The following is a 20,224-nucleotide window of genomic DNA, read 5'->3' on the forward strand; positions in this document are numbered from 1 at the left end:
TCCATTTGGACGAAGATGCTGGTTCGCTCACTACTCCACTTCGGATGCCATCACCAGTTGACGATACAAGTCAGCATACTGCTGAGCCGATTTGTGCCAGCTGAAATCTTTTTTCCTGATGTTGTTCATCAGGTTCGTCCATACGCCCGGCTCCCGATATAACCGGACGGCGCGTTCGATCGTGAACAGCATGTCATGGGCGTTATAATTCGCAAAGCTGAAGCCGGTCCCTTCCCCGGTCGTTTCGTTATAAGGCTCCACGGTATCCCGCAGCCCGCCGGTCTCGCGGACGATCGGGACGGAATGGTACCGCATCGCAATAAGCTGGCCGATCCCGCACGGCTCGAACAGCGAGGGCATCAAGAACAGATCCGACCCGGCATAAATTTGGCGGGCCAGCGCTTCGTCGAACAAAATTTGCGCCGACAGCTTGTCCGGAAACGTACCGGCAGCCCAGCGGAACAGGTTCTCGAACCGCTCCTCTCCGGTACCCAGCACGACCCACTGCGCGTCAAGCGCCATCAGCTCGGCGATCACCCGGTCGATGAGCGCAAGCCCCTTCTGGTCGACCAGGCGCGTTACCAGCGCGATCAACGGCACATCCTTGTCAACCGGCAAGCCCAGCCGCTCCTGCAACTTCAGCTTGTTCGCCTGCTTCTTCGCATAAGAATCCCGATAGTTGACCTCCAGATGCGGGTCCGTCAGCGGATCGAATTCCTCGTAATCGATCCCGTTCAGTATGCCTTGCAGCCGGCCGCTTTGGCTGCGCAGCAGCTCGTCGAGATGCTCCCCGTAATACGGCGTCTGGATTTCTTCCGCATACGTCGGGCTCACGGTCGTAATATAATCCGAGTACAGCAAGCCGCCCTTCAGGAAGCTCGCCCCGCCGTGCATCTCCAGCGCATACCCGTGCAGGTGCTCCTCGCCCAAAGCAAAAAAGTCCTGGAACTGTTCCTTGCCGAAGACGCCCTGGTATTTCAGGTTGTGAATCGTAACGATCGTTTTGAGATGGGAGAACATCGGCTGATCGCTGAAATGCGCCTTGTACAGCACCGGAATCATACCGGCCTGCCAGTCGTGGCAGTGAAGCAGGTCCGGCATATAATCGATATGCGGCAGAGCGTCAAGCACCGCGCGGCAGTAGAAGGCGAATCGTTCCGAATCGTCACCGTAGCCGTAGCAGCCCTTGCGCCGGAAATAATATTCGTTGTCGACAAAATAGAACGTGATCCCGTCATGCTCCAGCTTCTGGATGCCGCAGTATAAGTTTCTCCAACCCATCCGGAGAGTAAAGGAAGCGACGGTTTCCATCTGCTCCGTGAAACGTGCCGGAATGTCCTCGTACTTGGGCAGGATGACCCGGACGTCGATCCCCTGCTTCGCCAGCTCCTTAGGCAGCGAGCCGATGACATCGGCAAGTCCTCCCGTTTTGACAAAAGGCACGGCTTCCGACGCGGCAAGTAACACTTTCATGGCTTCCTCCCCCTCCTCGTACAATCCACGGTGAATCAACAAAACCGCTTCGCGAGCGGATCGATCTTCCGTTCGCTGCTTCATCCCGGCCTGCGTTTCTCCGGAATAACTCCGCCCGCGCCGCTTGTTTTCACCGATATCTATTAAATCACCTTCGTCTTCGAAGCGATAAACGGTGCTTGCTTATCGCCGGTCAGCACGCGGCCGCGGCTGATAAACACGTCTTTGTCCAAGATCGCATTCTCGATAATGACATTTTCTTCGATCTCGCAGTTTTGCAGAATGATGCTGTTTTTGACGTACGCGCCTTTGCGGATTTTGACCCCGCGGAACAAGATGCTGTTCTCCACCTTGCCTTCGATGATGCAGCCGTTGGCGATCAGCGCGTTGCGGGCATGCGCGTTCTCGGTGTAACGGGCCGGCGGCTCGTCTTTGACCTTGGTGTAGATCAGGTTCTTCTGGAAGAACAGCTCGCGCCAAAGTTTCGGATTGAGCAACTGCATGCTGTGCTTGTAGTAGCTTTGGATCGTATTCACTATGCCAGTATGGCCTTCGTGCAGGTAGCCGTAAACGCCCAGCTTATCGACGTTCTTCATAATCCCGTCGCGGACGAGATGATCATAGCCTTGGGCGAGGCACGATTCGACCATATCGAGCAGCAGCTCCTTGCTCATCACGTACATTTCCATCGACACGTTATCGGTGCGCAGCCGCCCCGAATGGTCTTCGATCACCGTCACTTTGCCGTCTTCCTTGACGGCCATCCGGCGGAAGGAGGCGCATTCGTCGTTGTCCGACTTTTTATAGACGACCGTGATGTCGGCGCCCTTCTCCAAATGGTAATCCAGCACGGCATTGTAGTCGATATTGCAGACGATATGGCTGCGCGAGATGATCACATAATCCTGCCGCCCGCGGTAAAAGTAATCGCGGTGACTGTAGAACTGGAACAGGTCGCCCCGCGCCAGTCCGGTGTCCCCGTGAAGGACGGCCGGCAGGATGAACAATCCGCCGCGCTTGCGGTCCAGGTCCCATTCTTTTCCGGACCCGAGATGATCCATCAGGGACCGGTATTTATGCTGCGTGAAGACGGCGACATTCTCAATGCCCGAGTTCACCATATTGGACAACGTAAAATCGATCAGCCGGTACCTGGCGCCGAACGGCACCGACGCGACGCACCGGGAATAGGTCAGCTCCTCCAAATCGTCCCGCTCGTTGACAAGATTGATTACGCCCATCATTCGCTTCATGCGGCTTCACCCTTTCCCAGAGGCACTAGTCGTCCTGCCGATATGCTCATTGCTGCCGATCAAAACGATATCTCCCCCACCATGCTCATCTTGATGTCCGATGACGCACCCGTCTTCCACGACCGTTCCCTCGCCGATAATCGCCTTATGGATACTCACGTTGCTGCCGATCGTCACGTTCGGCATAATGACGGAATCCCGGATGACGGTGCCCTCGCCGACCTGCACGCCGTAGAACAGCACGGAATGATCGACCTCGCCGAACACGCAGCAGCCTTCGTTAATCAGCGAACGCCGCACCTGCGCCGTCGGGGCCACGTACTGCCCGGGCTGGCACGGATTGACCGAATATATGCGCCATTCCCGGTCGTTCAGATTGAATTCGGGCTCATCCTCCAGCAGGTCCATATTGGCTTCCCATAAGCTCTGAATCGTCCCAACGTCCTTCCAGTAGCCTTCAAACGGATACGCAAAGAGCGGCCGCCCGTCGCGCAGCATCAGCGGAATGACGTCTTTCCCGAAGTCCTTGCTGGATTCAGGGTCGGCCTCGTCCTTGATCAAGTATTCCTTGAGCGCCTGCCAATTGAAAATGTAGATGCCCATCGAAGCCAGATTGCTCTTCGGCTCCTTCGGCTTTTCCGCGAACTCGGTAATCCGGTTCTCGTCATCCGTACTCATCAGGCCGAAGCGGCTCGCTTCCTCCCACTTCACTTCGATGACGGCGATCGTGCAGTCAGCCGCTTTGCTTTTATGGAAATCGAGCATCCGGTCGTAATCCATCTTGTAAATATGGTCGCCGGAGATGACCAGCACATACTCCGGGTCGTACTGCTCGATGAATGAAATGTTGCGGTAGATCGCGTTGGCCGTTCCCTTGTACCAATCGCCGCCGCTTTGCTCCATATAAGGAGGCAGCACCGTCACGCCGCCGCTCTTGCGGTCCAAATCCCACGGCGTTCCGATTCCGATATACGTATTCAGCACGAGCGGCTGGTATTGCGTCAGAACGCCGACCGTATCGATGCCCGAGTTCGTGCAGTTGCTGAGGGTAAAATCGATGATCCGGTATTTTCCGCCAAAATGAACCGCAGGCTTCGCCAGCTTGCTGGTCAGGACACCCAGACGTCTTCCTTCCCCACCGGCCAGCAGCATGGCCACACACTCTTTTTTACGCATCGGCTTTCCCCCTCCTCGTCGTCGTATTGGTACGCTTGCGCTTGATTTTAACCGGCTTGAAGATCACGGCAGCCAGTGGAGGCAGCGTAATATGCAGGCTGTCCTGCCGGTCGTGCCATGGGACTTCTTCCGTCCGCAGCCTGCCCCCGTTCAGCTTGCCGGAGCCGCCGTATTCGCCTGCGTCGCTGTTGAACAGCTCCACGTACTCTCCGGCGAACGGAACGCCGATCCGGTACTTCGCATGGTACACGGGCGTAAAGTTGCAGACGATCACCAGCACGTCTTCCGGATTGCCGGAGCAGCGCATAAACGTCGTCACGCTCTGGCGCTGGTCGTGAGGATCGATCCAGGCGAACCCCTCCGGCTGATGATCCAGCTCCCACAGCGCGGGCTCGCGCAGATACAACTGGTTCAGGTCCCGTACGTACCGGTGCATGCTGCGGTGGCTGTCATAGCCGAGCATCTCCCAATCTAAATCCTCCAGGTCTTTCCATTCGTCGAATTGACCGAATTCGCCGCCCATAAATAGCAGCTTTTTGCCCGGATGGCTCATCATATAGCCGAAAAGCACTCGCAAATTCGCAAACTTGCGCCAATAATCCCCAGGCATTTTGTTGAGCAGCGATTTTTTGCCGTGTACCACTTCGTCGTGCGACAGCGGCAGCACATAATTTTCGGAGAAGGCGTACATGAAGCTGAACGTCAGCAGGCCGTGGCTTCCGGGGCGGAAATACGGGTCTGTCACCATGTATTTCAGCATGTCGTTCATCCAGCCCATGTTCCACTTGTAGTTGAACCCAAGGCCCCCGGCGTCGACCGGAGCCGTCACAAGCGGCCAAGCGGTCGAATCCTCAGCCATCATCAGCGCATCCGGATAACTAGCGAATACCGTGCGGTTCATTTTTTTCAGGAAAGCGATCGCCTCGAGATTCTCGTCACCCCCATCGACGTTCTTGGTCCATAGCCCGCGCGGCTGGCCGAAATTCAGATAAAGAAGGCTCGCGACCGCATCGACGCGCAGTCCGTCAATATGGTACATATCCATCCAGAACAGCGCGTTCGAGATCAGGAAGCTGACGACTTCCGGCTTGGAAAAATCGAAAGCGAGCGTGCCCCATTCGGGCTTCTCGGCTAAGGCGGGATCGCTGTGCTCATATAGCGGCTGGCCGTCGAACTGCCGCAGACCGTGCTCGTCTTTGACGAAATGGCCCGGCACCCAGTCCATAATGACGCCAATCCCCGCCCGGTGGCAGCAGTCGACGAAATACATGAAATCTTTTGGCGTACCGAAGCGGCTGGTAACCGAATAATAGCCGGTGGCCTGGTAGCCCCAGGACCGGTCGTAAGGATGTTCAGCAAGCGGAAGCAGCTCGATATGGGTGTAACCCATCTCTTTCACGTAGTCGACCAGTTCGCTTGCGAGTTCGCGGTAGGAGTAGTAGGCACCGTCCGGCTTCTTTTTCCAGGTGCCGAGATGTACTTCATAGATGTTTAACGGGGAGCGGTAGACGGATTGGGACGCTTTGCGCGCTTGCCATTCCCGGTCGGTCCATTCGTAGCCGTCCAGCGAGCAGATGCGCGAAGCCGTTCCCGGCTTGAGCTCGGACCAGAACGCGTACGGATCGGCTTTATACAGCAGCGTTCCGGCAGAGGTAACGATTTCGTATTTGTAGTACTCTCCTTCCCGGACGCCGGGCACGAACAACAACCAAACGCCCCAGGTGCTTACCTTTTGCATCGCATGACCCGAGCCGTCCCAGCAATTGAAGTCGCCGACCACCCGAACCTCGCGGGCGTGTGGGGCCCAGACGGCGAAGCGGACGCCGCGTTCCCCCTCCGACTCGGCCAAATGGGAGCCAAGCATCCGGTAGCTTCGGAATAAATTTCCTTCGTGGAACAGATACAAGTCCTCCGGACCGGGGATCAAGCTCATCACGTTCCGTTCATCCCCCTTTTCGATCATTGTTTCTGTCTCTACTTACACAAATACTACGCGCTTGAATAAATTCCTGTCTGAATAGTGCAAATTCTTCGTGAATTCAGAATTTGGCAAAATTAATGGTCATTCAAGAAAGATAAAAAAAGGATTTTGCTTCTCTTTTGTGGAAGTAGTAAGTCACACTCAAAGGGAGAGGATGGATTAACGTATGAATGACAAGCTGAAAGGTTTGGCGCTGGGCCTATCGCTGGGCGTCATGCTGACAGGGTCGGTCGCCTATGCGAGCGGCACTCAAATTGAGGTATATTTTAAGCAGCTCAAATATATGTTCGACGGTGTAGAGAAAAAACCGACCGCCGAGCAGGGGCAAGGTTTCATTTATAACGGCACCACCTACGTGCCGCTCAGATTCGTCAGCGAATCGCTCGGCAAGGAAGTAAGCTGGGACGAGAGCAGCGGGACGATCTGGGTTGGCAAGAAAGGCGATCCGAACGGCGTCGTCGCGACTTACAAGGGCGGGCAAATTACATGGGGCGAGGCCAACAAGTTCGTTTCGGTCTTGCACTTACTGAACAGGACCGGAGAGGTCGACGAACAGTTCCTGAAGCATATCATCGGCTACAAAGTATTAGCCGGGCGGATCACAGCGGAACAGAAGGCTGCCCTCCCCGCCGAAATCGACAAGCACTACCCTGAGGTGAAAAAAATAATAGCCGAATTGAAGCAAACCGAGGATTTTGCCTCCTTGCTGGCTAAAGAAGGATTAAGTGAGCAGGATGTCCGCGACTATCTCGGCCTCGACATCGCCGCCGGCCAGGCAATTTCCGCCCTAGCAACCGATGCGAAGCTGAAAGAAGCCTACGATGCGGGCATTGCTGCAAAAAACGGCGAGTTCGTGAAAGCGTCCGTACGGCATATTTTGATCGGCTTCGAGGACTCCGCCGGCAAAGAGCGTTCGAAGGATGACGCCAAGAAGCTGGCGCTCGATATCGCCGCGAAGCTGAAAAACGGCGAGGATTTCGCCGCGCTGGCCAAGCAGTATTCCGACGACCCCGGCTCCAAAGATTTGGGTGGCCTGTTCGAGAACCAGCCGGTAACGGATTTTGTTGAAGCGTTTAAGAAAACGGCCGCCGAGCTGGAGCTGAACAAAATCAGCGAACCGGTTGAAACGGAGGTCGGCTACCATATCATGCGCGTCGAAGCCCGTTCCACGCAAACGTTCGACGAAGTGAAGGACGAGCTGAAGCAGGACGTGATGACCGAAGCCTACGAGAAGTTTACGGGGCAGGAGCTGCCGGGATTGATCGAAAAACTGGACCTGCCTAAAGCAAAGTAATACATAGCCGGAGCGCTCTTTCGGAGCGTCTCCGGTTTTTTGCGTCCGGCCGATGGATTCGTCTGCCGGAATCGTGTAAAATGTTGAAGATGCCGAATGGCAATACTGAGACTGGAAATCAAATTAAAGGATGGTCGCTACTTATGTTTGCAGCACAAGACTGGAAAGATTACGAATTGATCGACACCGGAGGCGGCGAGAAGCTGGAACGCTGGGGCAGTATCGTCCTGCGGCGTCCCGATCCGCAGATTATTTGGCCGCTGCCTCAGGAGACTGGCGTATGGCGCGGAGCCGACGCCCATTACCACCGCAGCTCCAGCGGCGGCGGCAGCTGGGAATACCGCAAGGACATTCCCGAGCGCTGGACAATCTCGTACCGCGGGCTGTCGTTTCATATTAAACCGACCAGCTTCAAGCACACCGGCCTGTTCCCGGAGCAAGCCGTCAACTGGAGCTGGATGATGGATAAAATCCGCAGCGCCGGCCGGCCGATCCGCGTGCTGAATCTGTTCGCTTATACCGGCGGCGCTTCCGTCGCGTGCGCTTCGGCGGGTGCCGAGGTATGCCATGTCGACGCATCCAAGGGCGTTGTGCAGTGGGCGAAAGAAAACCTGCAGTTGTCCGGTCTCGGGGATCGCCCGGTACGCTTCATTACGGACGACGTGTTCAAATTCGTCCAGCGCGAGCAGCGCCGCGGCAGCAAATACGACGCCATTATTATGGACCCGCCGTCGTACGGACGCGGACCGAACGGCGAAACGTGGAAGCTGGAAACGAACCTGTATCCGTTTGTGGAAACGTGCATGAGCATTTTGACGGACAAGCCTTTGTTTTTCCTCATCAATTCCTACACGACTGGCATTTCCGCCACGGTGCTTCACAACACGCTTGCCTTGTCTCTTGGCCGGAGCCATGGCGGAACGATCACTTGCGGCGAGATCGGCCTGCCGATTACAGCCTCGAAGCTGATGCTGCCTTGCGGCATCCTCGGCCGCTGGGAGGCTTAGCGTATGGGCGGCTCTCACCCGCGCGTTCCGGTGCTGTACGAGGACAATCACGTCATCGTCGTCGTTAAGCCGCCGAACGTTCCGACACAGGAGGACGCCTCCCGTGACCCCGACCTGCTGACGCTGATCAAAGCCGATCTCAAGGAGCGGCACCGGAAGCCGGGCAACGTGTATCTCGGTTTGGTCCAGCGGCTTGACCGGCCGGTAGGGGGAGTCATGGTATTCGCCAAAACCTCCAAAGCCGCCTCCCGGCTCTCCGATGCAGTCCGTACGCGCGCAATCCGCAAGGTATATACAGCGGTCGTTAACGGCCGGCCCAAAGAGCCTCAAGGAACGCTGCGGCATCACTTGCTGAAAGATACCAAAACGAATACGGTATCCGTCGTTCCCGCTTCGAAGACCGGCGCCAAGGAGGCGGTGCTCGATTACCGCGTCCTGTCCGGCCGAGACGGCTTGTCGCTTGTACAGGTCGAGCTCCACACCGGACGCCCGCACCAAATCCGCGTCCAGTTCGCGGCTATCGGCTGCCCGCTCGTAGGCGATCAGCGGTACGGCGGCGCTCTGGCGAAGCCCGGTCAGCAGATCGCGCTGTGGTCCACCCTGCTCGAATTCACGCACCCGGTCACGCAGGAAGCGCTCCACTTCACGTCGGAGCCTCCGGGAGCCTTTCCTTGGCTGCTCTGGGACCTGAAGGCCGCAGGGGCTTTATAGCCCCCATGAACGCGGCGACCGCACATATATATGACGAAATTGAAAAAGACCAGGCGCCGTCATCCGACAAGGTTGTACATAATCGCCGAACGTCTTTTCAAAGCAAACGTGAATATGGTATGATGGATTTACAAAAAAAGTTATTGTCGGCAAACCAGAAAGGCCGCGAATGTTCCAGCATCCGCGACCTTGCTACAATAGATTGCCCTCAAGGCGATCGGCGCAAGGAATAACCAAGCGGTAGACCTCTCGGGTTCCAAGGCTCAAGGGAGGTCTACTTCTTTTTTAAGTAGGAAAGTAAAGCGAGAATAAACATGCCGAACATGAACATCAACGTTACGGCATCCTTTACTTCCATGGCATCACCTCCTTCCGGATTCGCTTATGCGAACCCACAAATGGCAGGGGTGTGCCAACCGTCCTTGAGTGCCTTCCCTATTGCATCCACATTATACCATACGCCACGATAAATGAGAACATATTTTCGTATTCTAATTCACCAAAACGCTAAGCATTGGCAACCTTACCCAGCAAGTATACAAGCAATTGCTGATTGTGTGAGGAAATTCGGCTCAAATATTGCTGCAAGAACTGTTCGCGGATTTGCACGCCGCGTTCGCATTCGAAGCTTCCCTTCTCCGTTACCAATACCCACACGATGCGGCGGTCCTTCTCGTCCCGCTCTCTTGCGATTAACCCGCTCTTTTCCATCCGGTCAAGCAGCGTCGTAATCGCCGCAGGCGTCGTCGCCAAATACTCGATGAAATCCGAAGGCTTCATTCGGTCCCGCTCGGAAGCCAACAGCCTTTCGAGCAGCGTAAGCTGCCCTTCCGTCAGCGTCGGAGCAAGCTCCGCTTCCATATGCGTGCGCAAATCTTTGGACAATTTCCACCACAGCTTGGCAAATTCCTGAGTTATCACGATCATCACTCCCGAAAAACCAATTTTTTCCCTAATTATAGCATTGACCTCCGTCTTTTTAAAGGTTAACTCCATAAATATTTTAGGACATAAAACGATAAAATCGGGTACCTTTTGACGGAGTTCAACATATACTGCACATGGGACATTCGCCTATACGCGGAGCTTGTCAATCCATGGAAGACAAGGAGTGGAAGGAATGGAAGGAATGGAAGACTGGAAGCGCAAAATCGGAGAAAGCGCATTGACCAAAGGAATTATAAACGACCCAGACTGGCTCGAAAAGTTGGACGATTCGATGCCGGTATGGGCCGTTCTGCAATTGATGCTGGAGCTGCTCGAAAAGCTCGAGCCGCAGTACACCAGCTATGACTAAGTAATCTTCAAAATATTCGTTACCGTTTCGTTTTTATTGACCGGAACGATGCATTTCCCTATGGATTTGCGGTCATCAATCGGCGTCCGCTCGGTTGAGAAAGTTACTCTTCCGCCCGTACTCAGGATGGCGGTCAGGTCGAACGGCTCTTTAACCACAAAAGCGCCTTTCAGCTCCGATCCGTTCGGCTTTACCCGCTTGCCCTCCTTGAATTCGAACGTAATAATCCCCTTGCCTCCGCGTCCTTGAACGGGATAATCCGCTACGAGCGAACGCTTCGCATACCCAAGCTCCGTCATGACGACGACTTCTCCTTCGTCCCCGTCGATCCAATCGGCGGCAACGACCTCATCGTCATCCTTAAGCTGAATGCCGCGAACCCCTGCAGCGGCGCGTCCCATCGGATTCACTTTGTCCTCCTTGAAGCGGATGGCCATCCCCTGCTTCGTTACCAGCAGCAGCTCTTTTGAGCCTGTGCTGAGCAATACGTCAAGCACCGCGTCCTGATCGCCCACTTTGCAAGCGACGATCCCGGTCGAACGATTCGTAAAATAATCCTTCAGCTCGGTCCGTTTAACCTGCCCTTTGCGCGTAACAAATACGAGCGACTTGCCCGGCTCTTCGAAATCCTTGACCGGCAACACGTGAATAATGCGGTCGTCCTTGGAAATCGGAATGACGTTGACGATGGCGGTGCCGTTCTCCTTCCATTTGTACTCCGGAATTTGATGCACCGGCAGCAGGAAGTATTGCCCTTTCTGCGTGAAAATAAGCAGGCTCTCCAGCGTATTGACATCGAGCAGATAGCGAAGAGAATCGCCTTCCTTCAGTCCCGTCTTGTCAATCTCGCCGCCGGAACGGATAAACGACAGCTTGCCCGTACGCTTGATATAGCCTTCGCTGGAAAGCGTAACGAAGACGTCTTCGGCCGTCACCATGACTTCCAGATTGACTTTAAGCTCTTCCACTTCGTCCTGGATGCCCGATCGGCGGTCGATACCGTACTTATCGCGGATTTGCGACATTTCATTCTTAATGACAGTCAAAAGCTTCTTCTCGCTGCCAAGAATTCCTTTCAGGTACGCGATTGTTTTCTGAACGTCCTTCCATTCCTTTTCCAAAGAATGAATCTCCAGATTCGTCAAACGATACAGCTGCAAGGTCAAAATCGCATCGGCTTGCCGTTCGGTAAAGCCGAATTTGGCGACGAGGTTGTTTTGGGCGTCCTGACGGTTTTTCGACGCTTTGATCGCGGCGATGACCTCGTCCAGAATGTTGAGCGCCTTGACCAATCCTTCGAGCACGTGGGCGCGGTCTTCCGCCTTCTCCAGCTCGAATCGCGAACGGTGGGTGACCACTTCTTTTTGATGGTCGATATAGGCCTCCAGCATATCGCGCAGCCCAAGCTGCTTCGGCGTCTTGTTGACGATGGCGACCATGTTGAAATTATAGGCCACCTGGAGGTCGGTCTTCTTGAACAAATACGCCAAAATCCCCTGCGCATCCGCTTCCTTTTTCAGCTCGACGACAATACGAAGACCCTCGCGGCCGCTCTCGTCGCGAACCTCCGCAATGCCTTCGAGTTTTTTCTCCAGACGAATATTTTCCATCGCCGTTACCAGGCGGGATTTCACGACTTGATAAGGAATTTCGGTAATGACGATCTGCTGGCGACCGCCGCGCAGGTCCTCGATCGCCGTGCGCGCCCGCACATAGATGCGGCCCCGGCCGGTCCGGTACGCCTCGCGTATCCCTTCCGAGCCCATAATAATGCCGCCGGTCGGAAAATCCGGGCCTTTGATGTCGCCCATCAATTCTTCCAGCGTACTGTCCGGCTTATCGATCAACGCAATACAGGCATTAACCACCTCGCGCAGGCAGTGCGGCGGAATTTCCGTCGCAAATCCGGACGAGATGCCGCTAACGCCGTTAACCAGCAAATTCGGAAACCGCGAAGGCAGCACGACCGGCTCCTTCGTCGTGTTGTCAAAGTTATCCTTGAACTGAACCGTCCGCTTCTCGATGTCCCGCAGCAGCTCCATCGCGATTTCGGACAACCGCGCTTCGGTGTACCGCATCGCAGCCGGCGGGTCGTCGTCCATCGAGCCCCAGTTGCCGTGGCCGTCTACCAAGACGTGGCTCATTTTCCAAGGCTGCGCCATCCGCACCATGCCTTCGTAAATCGAGGCGTCGCCGTGCGGATGGTAATTGCCCATCACGTCCCCGACCGTCTTTGCCGATTTGCGATACGGCTTATCCGGCGTGTTCCCGGAATCGTACATGGCGTACAGAATACGCCGCTGCACCGGCTTCAGCCCGTCGCGCACGTCCGGAATTGCGCGGTCTTGAATGATATATTTGGAATACCGGCCGAACCGGTCACCTACAACCTCTTCTAGAAAGGCCGGCAAAAATTTTTCCTGGATACTCACAAAAGGCCCCCCGTTTATTCTTCAAATTCCGTGAAGTCCACGTTCTCGATGATCCAGCGCTTCCGCGGATCGACTTTATCCCCCATCAGCGTAGATACGCGCCGCTCGGCTTTGGCCGCATCCTCAATCTGCACCTGCAGCAGCGTGCGCGTCGCCGGGTCCATCGTCGTTTCCCAGAGCTGGTCGGGGTTCATTTCACCGAGTCCCTTGTACCGCTGCAGCTCGATGTTTTTCCCGAGCTCCTTGATCAGCGCCTGCAGTTGCTCGTCGGTCCAAGCATAACGGACCGTACTGTTTTTGCCAGCTTTTTTCGTCACCTTAAACAGCGGTGGCTGGGCGATATACACCTTGCCCACGTCGATGAGCGGCTTCATGTACCGATAGAAGAACGTCAGAAGCAGCACCTGAATATGCGCGCCGTCGGTGTCGGCGTCGGTCATAATGATAATTTTCGCGTAATTGCTTTCCGACTCGTCGAATTCCGGGCCGATTCCTGCGCCGATGGCGGCAATGATCGCCTTGTATTCGTCGTTTTTCATAATATCGAGCAGCTTGGCCTTTTCCGGGTTCATCGGCTTGCCCTTGAGCGGCAAAATCGCCTGATGCTTCGAATCGCGCCCTTGCTTCGCCGACCCGCCGGCGGAATCGCCTTCGACGATGAACAGCTCGTTGCGGGTGTAGTCCTTCGATTGGGCCGGGGTCAGCTTGCCGCCGAGGTTCGAGCTTTCGCTCTTGCCCTTCTTGCCGCTGCGCACCTCTTCCCGCACCTTTCTCGCCGCCTCGCGCGCTTTGGCCGACTGGATCGCCTTTTTCATGATCAGCTGCGCGACCTGCGGATTTTCTTCGAGGAATACCGCCATTTTATCGGAGACGACCGAATCGACCGCGCTTCGCGCCGAAGCGCTTCCGAGCTGGTCCTTCGTCTGGCCGACGAATTCGACCTCGCCCATCTTGATGTTGATGACCGCCATCAGGCCTTCGCGCAGGTCCTGCCCGTCCAGGTTTTTCTCCTTTTCCTTGAGCATCCCGTTCTTGCGCGCATAGTCGTTCATCACACGGGTATACGCGGTTTTGAAGCCCGTTTCGTGCGTTCCCCCGCCGCGTGTCGGAATCGAGTTGACGAAAGACACGAGCGTCTCCGTGTAGCCGTCGTTATACTGCATCGCTACTTCGACTTCGATTTCGTCTTTCTCCGCCACAAAATGAATGACGTCATGCAGCACCGATTTTTCCTCGTTCAAGAACTGCACGAACTGGCTGGCGCCGCCTTCGTATTGGAACTCCTCCTGCTTATCCGCGCGCTGGTCGGTCAGCGTGACCTTCAGCCCCGAGTTCAAAAAGGCGATTTCCTGCAATCGCTCGCAGAGCGTATCGAAATTGATTGTCGTCCCGCCCTGAAAGACGCGCTTATCGGGCTTGAACGTCACCTTCGTTCCGGTTTTGCGCGTCGTCCCGATCACTTCAAGACCGGTGACCGACTCGCCAACGTGCTCCTTGCCTTGTTTATCCACCCAATATTCAAACCGCTGGCGGTGTGTTTTGCCTTCGCGGTAAATTTCCACTTCAAGCCATTCGGACAGCGCATTCGTCACGGAAGCGCCTACGCCGTGCAATCCGCCGGACTTTTTATATCCCCCGCCGCCGAACTTGCCGCCGGCATGAAGCATCGTAAACACCACCTGCGGCGTGGGAATCCCCGTTTTGTGCATGCCGGTCGGAATGCCGCGGCCGTTGTCGCACACCGTCACGGACTGATCCTTATGGATCGTCACGTCGATTTGCGTACAATGCTTGGCCAGATGCTCATCTACGGCATTATCGACGATTTCCCAGATCAGATGGTGAAGCCCGGACGTGCTGGTACTGCCGATATACATCCCCGGCCGCTTGCGTACCGCTACCAATCCTTCGAGCACCTGGATATCGTCTGCACCGTAGTCCGCCGGCGCTGCTGTCGTTTTTCCAATCAAATCGAGTTGATCCGCCATCGCAGCCTCCCTAAAACACCTATGTCTCCGCAACATTATATCATTTGATCGGATTAGTTCAATACATCTTTTTTCGTGAATACCGCAAACGAGACGATCACTGATGCGATTCCCCATACGGTCAACACCGCCAAGGAGAACGGCAAATCCATGCCTTTGATGGGCGGAAGCGTCCCGCTGAGATACGTCGTCAAGTTCAAGTTGACCATAAACAAATATTTGGCCGCCTCCCAGGAAGAGACCATATTCGTCAAGATCGTACCCGAGATGAGCAGCGCCAGCATGATGCCCATTCCCGCCGCCGTGCTGCGCACGAGCACCGAGATCATCAGCGTCATCACCGCGACGACGAGCGCCGCATACCAGACCAGCCCGAACTCCATGATCAGGTACAGCCACTGGTCGATAGGGCGGACGAACGAGAAGTCAACCTCGGTCCCCTTCACCTGAAACCCGAAGAAAACCGGCATGTCCCAGCCCCCGTAGCCGAACACGACGCCGGAAATAAGATAGCATAACATGGCTGTCGCAATCACGATAAACGAGGTGAACAAAATCAGACTTAGCAGCTTGCTCAGGAGGATTTTCCAGCGCTGGACCGGACGCGTCAGCAGCAGCTTGATCGTCCCCGTCGTATGCTCCCCGGATACCAGATCGGCAGCAACGACCATAACCATGAGAGGAATAAACAGATTAACGGCATTCTTCACAAACTCTCTTGTAAAGGTTACCCCGTTCGGTTCAGTCGGATTCACATCTTTATCCAGATAGTACTGAGCCAGCTTCACTTCGACGCGGCGCCACTGCTTCCATTCCTCGGGCACGCGTCCGCTGCCGAGACTGCGGGTATAGTCTACAATCTTCTGCCGCTGCTCGACCCGCCAGTCGGTCGTTCCGAACTGCTTTCGGTTGCTTTCCGCCACCTTCATTTGCGCATAGGTGAACATCGGGATGATTGCGGCCAAAATAAGCAGCACGACGAGCAGCCGCTTTTTTTTGATCATTTTGATGCATTCGTTCTTGACCAGCGGATACAAACTAACCAATGCGCTCACCCTCCGTCAGCTTCAGGAATAAATCTTCCAGCGTCGGAAGCTTGATTTCGATGCCGTGGAGCGCTACGCCTGCTTCCATAAGCTGCCTCGACAGCTCCGGAATCGCCTCCGGGTTTTGCAGGGCAACCAGCCGCGGCGCCCCTGTCTCCGTCCCGACCTCATCCGCGAACGAGACCGACTGTACCTCGGGATGTAATTGAAGAACCTTTAGCGCTGTCTCGGCCGGAAGTACGCTCCAAACGACCGTGCTGACGGATTCGTCCACAAGCGACGATACCTCGCCGACCGTAATCACCTCACCATGGCTTATGATCGCGACACGGTCGCACATTTGCTGAATTTCGCTGAGCAGATGGCTGGAAATGAACAAGCTGAGCCCGGTCTCGGCCAATTGGCGGATAAATTCCCGAAGCTCCTTGATTCCCTGCGGATCAAGGCCGTTGGTCGGCTCGTCCAAAATGAGCAGCTTCGGGTCGTTCAACAGCGCTTGGGCAATGCCCAGACGCTGCCTCATCCCCAGCGAGTATGTCTTTACTTTGTCGTGGATACGCGCATCCATGCCGACGATGTCCACCACTTCACGGATGCGCTTCTCGCCCACGCCCGGCAGCATCCGGGCGAAATGCTCCAGGTTTTCCCAGCCGCTGAGGTACGAATACAGCTCCGGATTTTCCACAATACAGCCGACATACTGCAGCGCCTTGTTATGCTTCTTATGCACGTCGTAGCCGCAGATGCGGATCGAGCCTTCCGTCGGCTTGATCAAGTCCACCAGCATGCGGATCGTCGTCGTTTTTCCCGAACCGTTCGGCCCGAGAAAGCCGAAAATCTCCCCGGCGCGCACGTCGAACGAAATGCCTTTGATGATCAGCCGTTTGCCGATCGTCTTTTTTACGTTATTCACCGCCAGAACAATGTCTGCGTCTCTTCCTTTCCGATGATGTTCCCCGGCCTGATGAGCCATGCTCTTCCGCCCTCCCCGCTATTTCAAAATATCGACGATCCGATCCGCAATCCGGTCGTAGCCGTCCTTGTTCGGATGAAAGTGGTCCGTATATAAATACTTGCTCAAATTCAACTCGAACAAATCGTACGTCGGCACCAGCGTGATGTTCGGGTAGCGGTTCGCCAAATCGAACGCCGCCGCGTTCCACTGCCGGATCACCGGAGCCCCTTCGCGCTGAGGGTCCAGATCGAGGAACGGATGGTACAAGCCGACGTAAAAAATGCGCGCCTGCGGACTCGCCTTGCTGACCCGGTCAAAAATTTGCTCAAGGCGCTTCACTGCGTCCGGCATACGATCGGCTGCCGCTTTCGGGCTAAAGCCCGCTCCGGCCTCCTGTTCCGGCGAGCCCGGGGTGCTTTTCGGCGTCTCTGCGGCCTGACCGCTTGGAGACGTCCGCTCCTTTGCAGAGTCCGCGCCTGACGTACCTTTTGTGCCATCGGAGCCGGACGAGCCGTTCGTAGCGTCACCCAAACTAAAGATGCCTGCGCCGCTCTGGAACAAATCGTTGCCCCCGATCGTCAGCAGCACCAGATCCGCCTCGGCGAGCGACTTGGCGATGTCGGATTTCTTATCCCAATCCTTGAGCATATCCGCCGTCCGATAGCCCGGAATCGCAAAATTGTTGTAGACAAACACCGGCTTGTCCAACTGCTTCTCCAGCTTGTCCCTTACGCCGCCGACATATCCTTTGCCCGACAAATCGCCGGTGCCTGCGCTTAGCGAATCTCCCAGCGCTACGATGCGGATCTGCTCCTTCGCTTCCCAGTTGTCCGTCTTCGGTTTCGCAGCGGGCTGCTGCGGAGCCTCTATTGCGTCGCGCGCAACGGGCTTCGGAAAAATAATCTGATTGATGCCGTAGGCGAATCCGACAGCGCACAACACCGTCGATAACAGCGCGGCAAAGCCGACAGTCCGCCACAACCATCGCGTGGATTTCATGCGTTCTCCCCCAGTTTCGGCAGCTTTACTGCAAGACTGATCACTTCAGTAACTATACATTTTAGAGTAGCGGTTTGCCGCGAGATTTGCAAACTTTGGGGAGGAGAGAGGATGGAAAGAGGGTTAACCAGAGGCAAGCGACATGCGAAGAAAAGCGTCAAACTGCGAGTTCAGACGCTCAAATATTGAAGCGGATTTTGCTGTTGGCCGTTCTTGTTGATCTCGAAATGCAGATGGACCCCGGTCGAATTTCCCGTGCTGCCCATCACGCCGATTTTATCGCCTTTATTGACGCCGTCCCCTTCTCGAACACCGACTTTGCTAAGATGTCCATACAGCGTCTCGTAACCGTTTTGGTGATCGATGACGATACAGTTGCCGTAGCCCGATTTCCAACCGGCAAACGAAACTTTGCCGTGATCGGCCGCCATAATCGCCTTTTGCTCCGAAACGAAATCGGTACCGTTATGATTTTTCCCCCAGCGCCGTCCGAATTCACTCGTTACTTTGGGCTGCAGTACCGGCAGGGCGAACTTACCCGTACCTACGCCGGGAATCACCTTAGTCCCTTGCTTCACAACCGTCCGCACCGGCATTTCGAGTATCGTTTCGTCGACCACCGACTCGCTTGCGGGCTCGCCATTCACACGGACGGACTCGTAGGTCACCTGCTTCCAGCCGGGCTTGCCGTTAGCCACGATCTGAATGACGCCCGCCTGCAGCTCGCTGTCTTTTTCGTAGACGATGCCGCTGGCTATCCGGATCTCCTCGGTATGCGTCTCGATCGTTTTGACCGACAAGAGCGGCTGATTGACCGAAAACTTAAGCGTTTGTCCGACCCGGATCAAATCCTTCTTAATCTCCGGATTGTTGGCCCGGATCACATCGGCAGCGACTTGAAACCGCTGCGCGATCAAGGAGATGCATTCCCCTTTCTGCACCGTATACGTGAGAGGCTGAGCGGCGCCGCTTAAAATCCGGTTCAACACCGCTTCGGCCGGTTCGACTTTGCCCGGGGCGACGTCCGTCTCGAGCAGTTGCACGTCCTGAGTAAACTCGGCGGTCACTTTCACCCTCTGCCGGGTTCCGGCGCCTGCTTCCGACAAGATTGCAACCTCCTTCTCCTTGGACGCGTACAAGAAAGGCTCCTTCACCTGATTCAGAAGGGCTGCGGCAGTAAAGACGTCCTTCACAATGCCGGCCGGCGTGCCGTCGATCCGAATCTCCGTGGCAAAAAAGGCAAAAACAAGCTTATCGTTCAGCGCGGTGATCACCGCATCATTGTCGTATGCGCCTTGGAACGTTTTATTTCCATCGAATCGAACGAACCGAAGCTGCTCCAGATTGGACGTGACGCGCACATGGTCGTATTGCCGCCCTGCTTCTTCGTATCGGGCCGCCTTCCATTGCTTGACGATTTCCGGGTCACTGACCGTCCCTACATGCTGATCATCCAGAAACACGTCAAACCGATAGACCGGCTGCGACTTTGCGAACCAGCGACCCGAGATCAAGACGGCGACGATGACCGCAAAGGCCGTTCCCCACTGCACCAGCTTCAGCAGCAAGCCGCGTGTGACGATGCGCTTTTTCAACGTCCTTCCCTCCCTTGACGGATCGATTGGTTGTTCGTACCGGCGAACAAGTTCACTTCCCCATGTATATGTCAGAGGTGCGGCTAGTAGACAAAAAAGCAAAAACCCCCGACGTTTCTGCTTGCGCAAAAACGACGAGGGCGGGCATAGCATGAACGATCCGCTTACTTGGCCGCCAGTTGATCGGCCATGCGATGAAGGTTGGTTAAACTGATTTGCAGACTATCCAGCGGGTTGCCGGGACAAACGTCCTGCTCCACAGCGTACCATTCGACGCCGCTCACTTCACCCCATTGCAGAATCGGGATGAAATCGATGACGCCCGTACCCACTTCGGCAAACGTCTGATGCTCGTCATTCGACATGTCCTTCAGGTGAATAATCGGCATGCGGCCGGCATATGGACGGATAAAAGGCACCGGATCGAGGCCGCCTTTTTTCACCCAGTACACGTCGATTTCGGCCAGTACGGCGTTGTCCTTGGACGGCTCCAGCAAGTATTCGAGCGCGGATACCCCGTTCACGGCCGTCTCGAACTCGAACGCATGGTTGTGGTAGCTGAGCCGGAAGCCGAGCGGAGCGAGCTTCCCCGCCACCTCGTTCAACTTGGCGCGTACCGCCCGGTACCCTTCTTCGCCGCGCAGATCGGCAGCGATGAACGGGCAGATCAGGTCGCGCGTTCCGAACAGCTTGGCCTGCTCGACGATCGTTTCAAGTTCGTCTTGCAGCGCTTCGTAGCTAACGTGCATCCCTGCGACGCCAAGCCCTGTCTCCTTGAGGACGGCTGCGATTTCTTCGGCAGTGTAGCCCCGCAAACCGGAAATTTGCACGCCTCCCCAGCCCATACGCTTCAGCTCCCGCAGCACGCCCGGAAAATCTTTCTCCAGCTCGTCACGCAGAGTATACAATTGTGCCGCAAACTTGTTCTTCACAACGATGTCAGCTCCTTTGATTTAAGGAGAGCGCATAAAGCAGACCGATGCCTAACAAATGCGCTTCCGGTGGGTATTGTTCACG

At 55.6% G+C, this 20,224-nt stretch carries 18 protein-coding genes; 5 read left to right on the forward strand and 13 right to left on the reverse strand.

Translation table 11 applies throughout. The annotated features are described in order from the left end of the window. Nucleotides 1-30: 30 nt before the first annotated feature. The 4 genes from glgA to glgB all read right to left on the reverse strand — a co-directional run bounded on the left by glgA (nucleotide 31) and on the right by glgB (nucleotide 5,835). Nucleotides 31-1,473 carry a glycogen synthase GlgA gene (gene glgA / locus NLX71_RS03475; protein ID WP_254362103.1) on the reverse strand — a complete coding sequence of 481 codons (1,443 nt, stop codon included), beginning with the start codon at nucleotides 1,471-1,473 and terminating at the stop codon, nucleotides 31-33. A 143-nt stretch (nucleotides 1,474-1,616) separates the two neighbouring features. After that, nucleotides 1,617-2,726 carry a glucose-1-phosphate adenylyltransferase subunit GlgD gene (gene glgD, locus NLX71_RS03480; RefSeq protein ID WP_254362104.1) on the reverse strand — a complete coding sequence of 370 codons (1,110 nt, stop codon included), beginning with the start codon at nucleotides 2,724-2,726 and terminating at the stop codon, nucleotides 1,617-1,619. Between the two features lie 6 nt (nucleotides 2,727-2,732). Further along, the gene (locus tag NLX71_RS03485; RefSeq protein ID WP_254362105.1) at nucleotides 2,733-3,902 is read right to left on the reverse strand and encodes a glucose-1-phosphate adenylyltransferase; all 1,170 of its coding nucleotides are present in this window, start codon (nucleotides 3,900-3,902) and stop codon (nucleotides 2,733-2,735) included. Further along, the gene (gene glgB, locus NLX71_RS03490) at nucleotides 3,895-5,835 is read right to left on the reverse strand and encodes a 1,4-alpha-glucan branching protein GlgB (protein ID WP_254362290.1); all 1,941 of its coding nucleotides are present in this window, start codon (nucleotides 5,833-5,835) and stop codon (nucleotides 3,895-3,897) included. The genes NLX71_RS03485 and glgB overlap by 8 nt, the downstream gene beginning before the upstream one ends. Before the next feature lie 214 nt (nucleotides 5,836-6,049). Between glgB and NLX71_RS03495 the strand changes: the two genes are divergently transcribed. The 4 genes from NLX71_RS03495 (at nucleotide 6,050) to NLX71_RS03510 (ending at nucleotide 9,128) form a co-directional block, all read left to right on the forward strand. Continuing rightward, nucleotides 6,050-7,177: a peptidylprolyl isomerase gene (locus NLX71_RS03495; RefSeq protein ID WP_254362106.1), complete on the forward strand. Its 1,128-nt coding sequence runs from the start codon at nucleotides 6,050-6,052 to the stop codon at nucleotides 7,175-7,177. A 143-nt stretch (nucleotides 7,178-7,320) separates the two neighbouring features. Continuing rightward, nucleotides 7,321-8,184 (forward strand): class I SAM-dependent methyltransferase, encoded by an 864-nt coding sequence (locus tag NLX71_RS03500; protein WP_254362107.1) that lies wholly within the window; start codon nucleotides 7,321-7,323, stop codon nucleotides 8,182-8,184. A 3-nt stretch (nucleotides 8,185-8,187) separates the two neighbouring features. Further along, nucleotides 8,188-8,895 carry an RluA family pseudouridine synthase gene (locus NLX71_RS03505; RefSeq protein ID WP_254362108.1) on the forward strand — a complete coding sequence of 236 codons (708 nt, stop codon included), beginning with the start codon at nucleotides 8,188-8,190 and terminating at the stop codon, nucleotides 8,893-8,895. 5 nt (nucleotides 8,896-8,900) lie between these two features. Next, on the forward strand, nucleotides 8,901-9,128 hold the full coding sequence (locus NLX71_RS03510) for a hypothetical protein (protein WP_254362109.1): 228 nt from the start codon (nucleotides 8,901-8,903) through the stop codon (nucleotides 9,126-9,128). Between the two features lie 41 nt (nucleotides 9,129-9,169). Here NLX71_RS03510 and NLX71_RS26505 read toward each other — a convergent pair whose 3' ends face one another. Further along, a complete protein-coding gene (locus NLX71_RS26505; protein ID WP_220389023.1) occupies nucleotides 9,170-9,253 on the reverse strand; it encodes a putative holin-like toxin in 84 nt (27 codons plus the stop codon). 149 nt (nucleotides 9,254-9,402) lie between these two features. Further along, a complete protein-coding gene (locus NLX71_RS03520; protein WP_302058058.1) occupies nucleotides 9,403-9,822 on the reverse strand; it encodes a MarR family winged helix-turn-helix transcriptional regulator in 420 nt (139 codons plus the stop codon). A gap of 193 nt (nucleotides 9,823-10,015) precedes the next feature. Here NLX71_RS03520 and NLX71_RS03525 point away from each other — a divergent pair, with 193 nt between their 5' ends. After that, on the forward strand, nucleotides 10,016-10,192 hold the full coding sequence (locus tag NLX71_RS03525; protein ID WP_254362111.1) for a hypothetical protein: 177 nt from the start codon (nucleotides 10,016-10,018) through the stop codon (nucleotides 10,190-10,192). Here NLX71_RS03525 and gyrA read toward each other — a convergent pair. From gyrA to NLX71_RS03560, 7 genes are all read right to left on the reverse strand, one after another. Beyond that, nucleotides 10,189-12,624: a DNA gyrase subunit A gene (gyrA, locus tag NLX71_RS03530; RefSeq protein ID WP_254362112.1), complete on the reverse strand. Its 2,436-nt coding sequence runs from the start codon at nucleotides 12,622-12,624 to the stop codon at nucleotides 10,189-10,191. The genes NLX71_RS03525 and gyrA overlap by 4 nt on opposite strands. 14 nt (nucleotides 12,625-12,638) lie before the next feature. Further along, entirely contained in the window at nucleotides 12,639-14,612 is a 1,974-nt protein-coding gene (gene parE, locus NLX71_RS03535) for a DNA topoisomerase IV subunit B (protein ID WP_254362113.1), read from the reverse strand. Between the two features lie 53 nt (nucleotides 14,613-14,665). Next, nucleotides 14,666-15,658, reverse strand: coding sequence for an ABC transporter permease subunit (locus NLX71_RS03540; RefSeq protein ID WP_254362114.1), 993 nt, complete (start codon nucleotides 15,656-15,658; stop codon nucleotides 14,666-14,668). Then, entirely contained in the window at nucleotides 15,651-16,631 is a 981-nt protein-coding gene (locus NLX71_RS03545; RefSeq protein ID WP_254362115.1) for an ABC transporter ATP-binding protein, read from the reverse strand. The genes NLX71_RS03540 and NLX71_RS03545 overlap by 8 nt, the downstream gene beginning before the upstream one ends. An 18-nt stretch (nucleotides 16,632-16,649) precedes the next feature. Continuing rightward, nucleotides 16,650-17,612 carry a GDSL-type esterase/lipase family protein gene (locus NLX71_RS03550; protein ID WP_254362116.1) on the reverse strand — a complete coding sequence of 321 codons (963 nt, stop codon included), beginning with the start codon at nucleotides 17,610-17,612 and terminating at the stop codon, nucleotides 16,650-16,652. 170 nt (nucleotides 17,613-17,782) lie between these two features. Further along, nucleotides 17,783-19,207, reverse strand: a complete 1,425-nt coding sequence (locus tag NLX71_RS03555; protein ID WP_254362117.1) for a peptidoglycan DD-metalloendopeptidase family protein — start codon at nucleotides 19,205-19,207, stop codon at nucleotides 17,783-17,785. A gap of 164 nt (nucleotides 19,208-19,371) precedes the next feature. Continuing rightward, nucleotides 19,372-20,139, reverse strand: a complete 768-nt coding sequence (locus NLX71_RS03560; protein WP_254362118.1) for a sugar phosphate isomerase/epimerase family protein — start codon at nucleotides 20,137-20,139, stop codon at nucleotides 19,372-19,374. Nucleotides 20,140-20,224: the final 85 nt, after the last annotated feature.

It is taken from the genome of Paenibacillus sp. MZ04-78.2 (assembly GCF_024213375.1).
Lineage (GTDB): Bacteria > Bacillota > Bacilli > Paenibacillales > NBRC-103111 > Paenibacillus_G.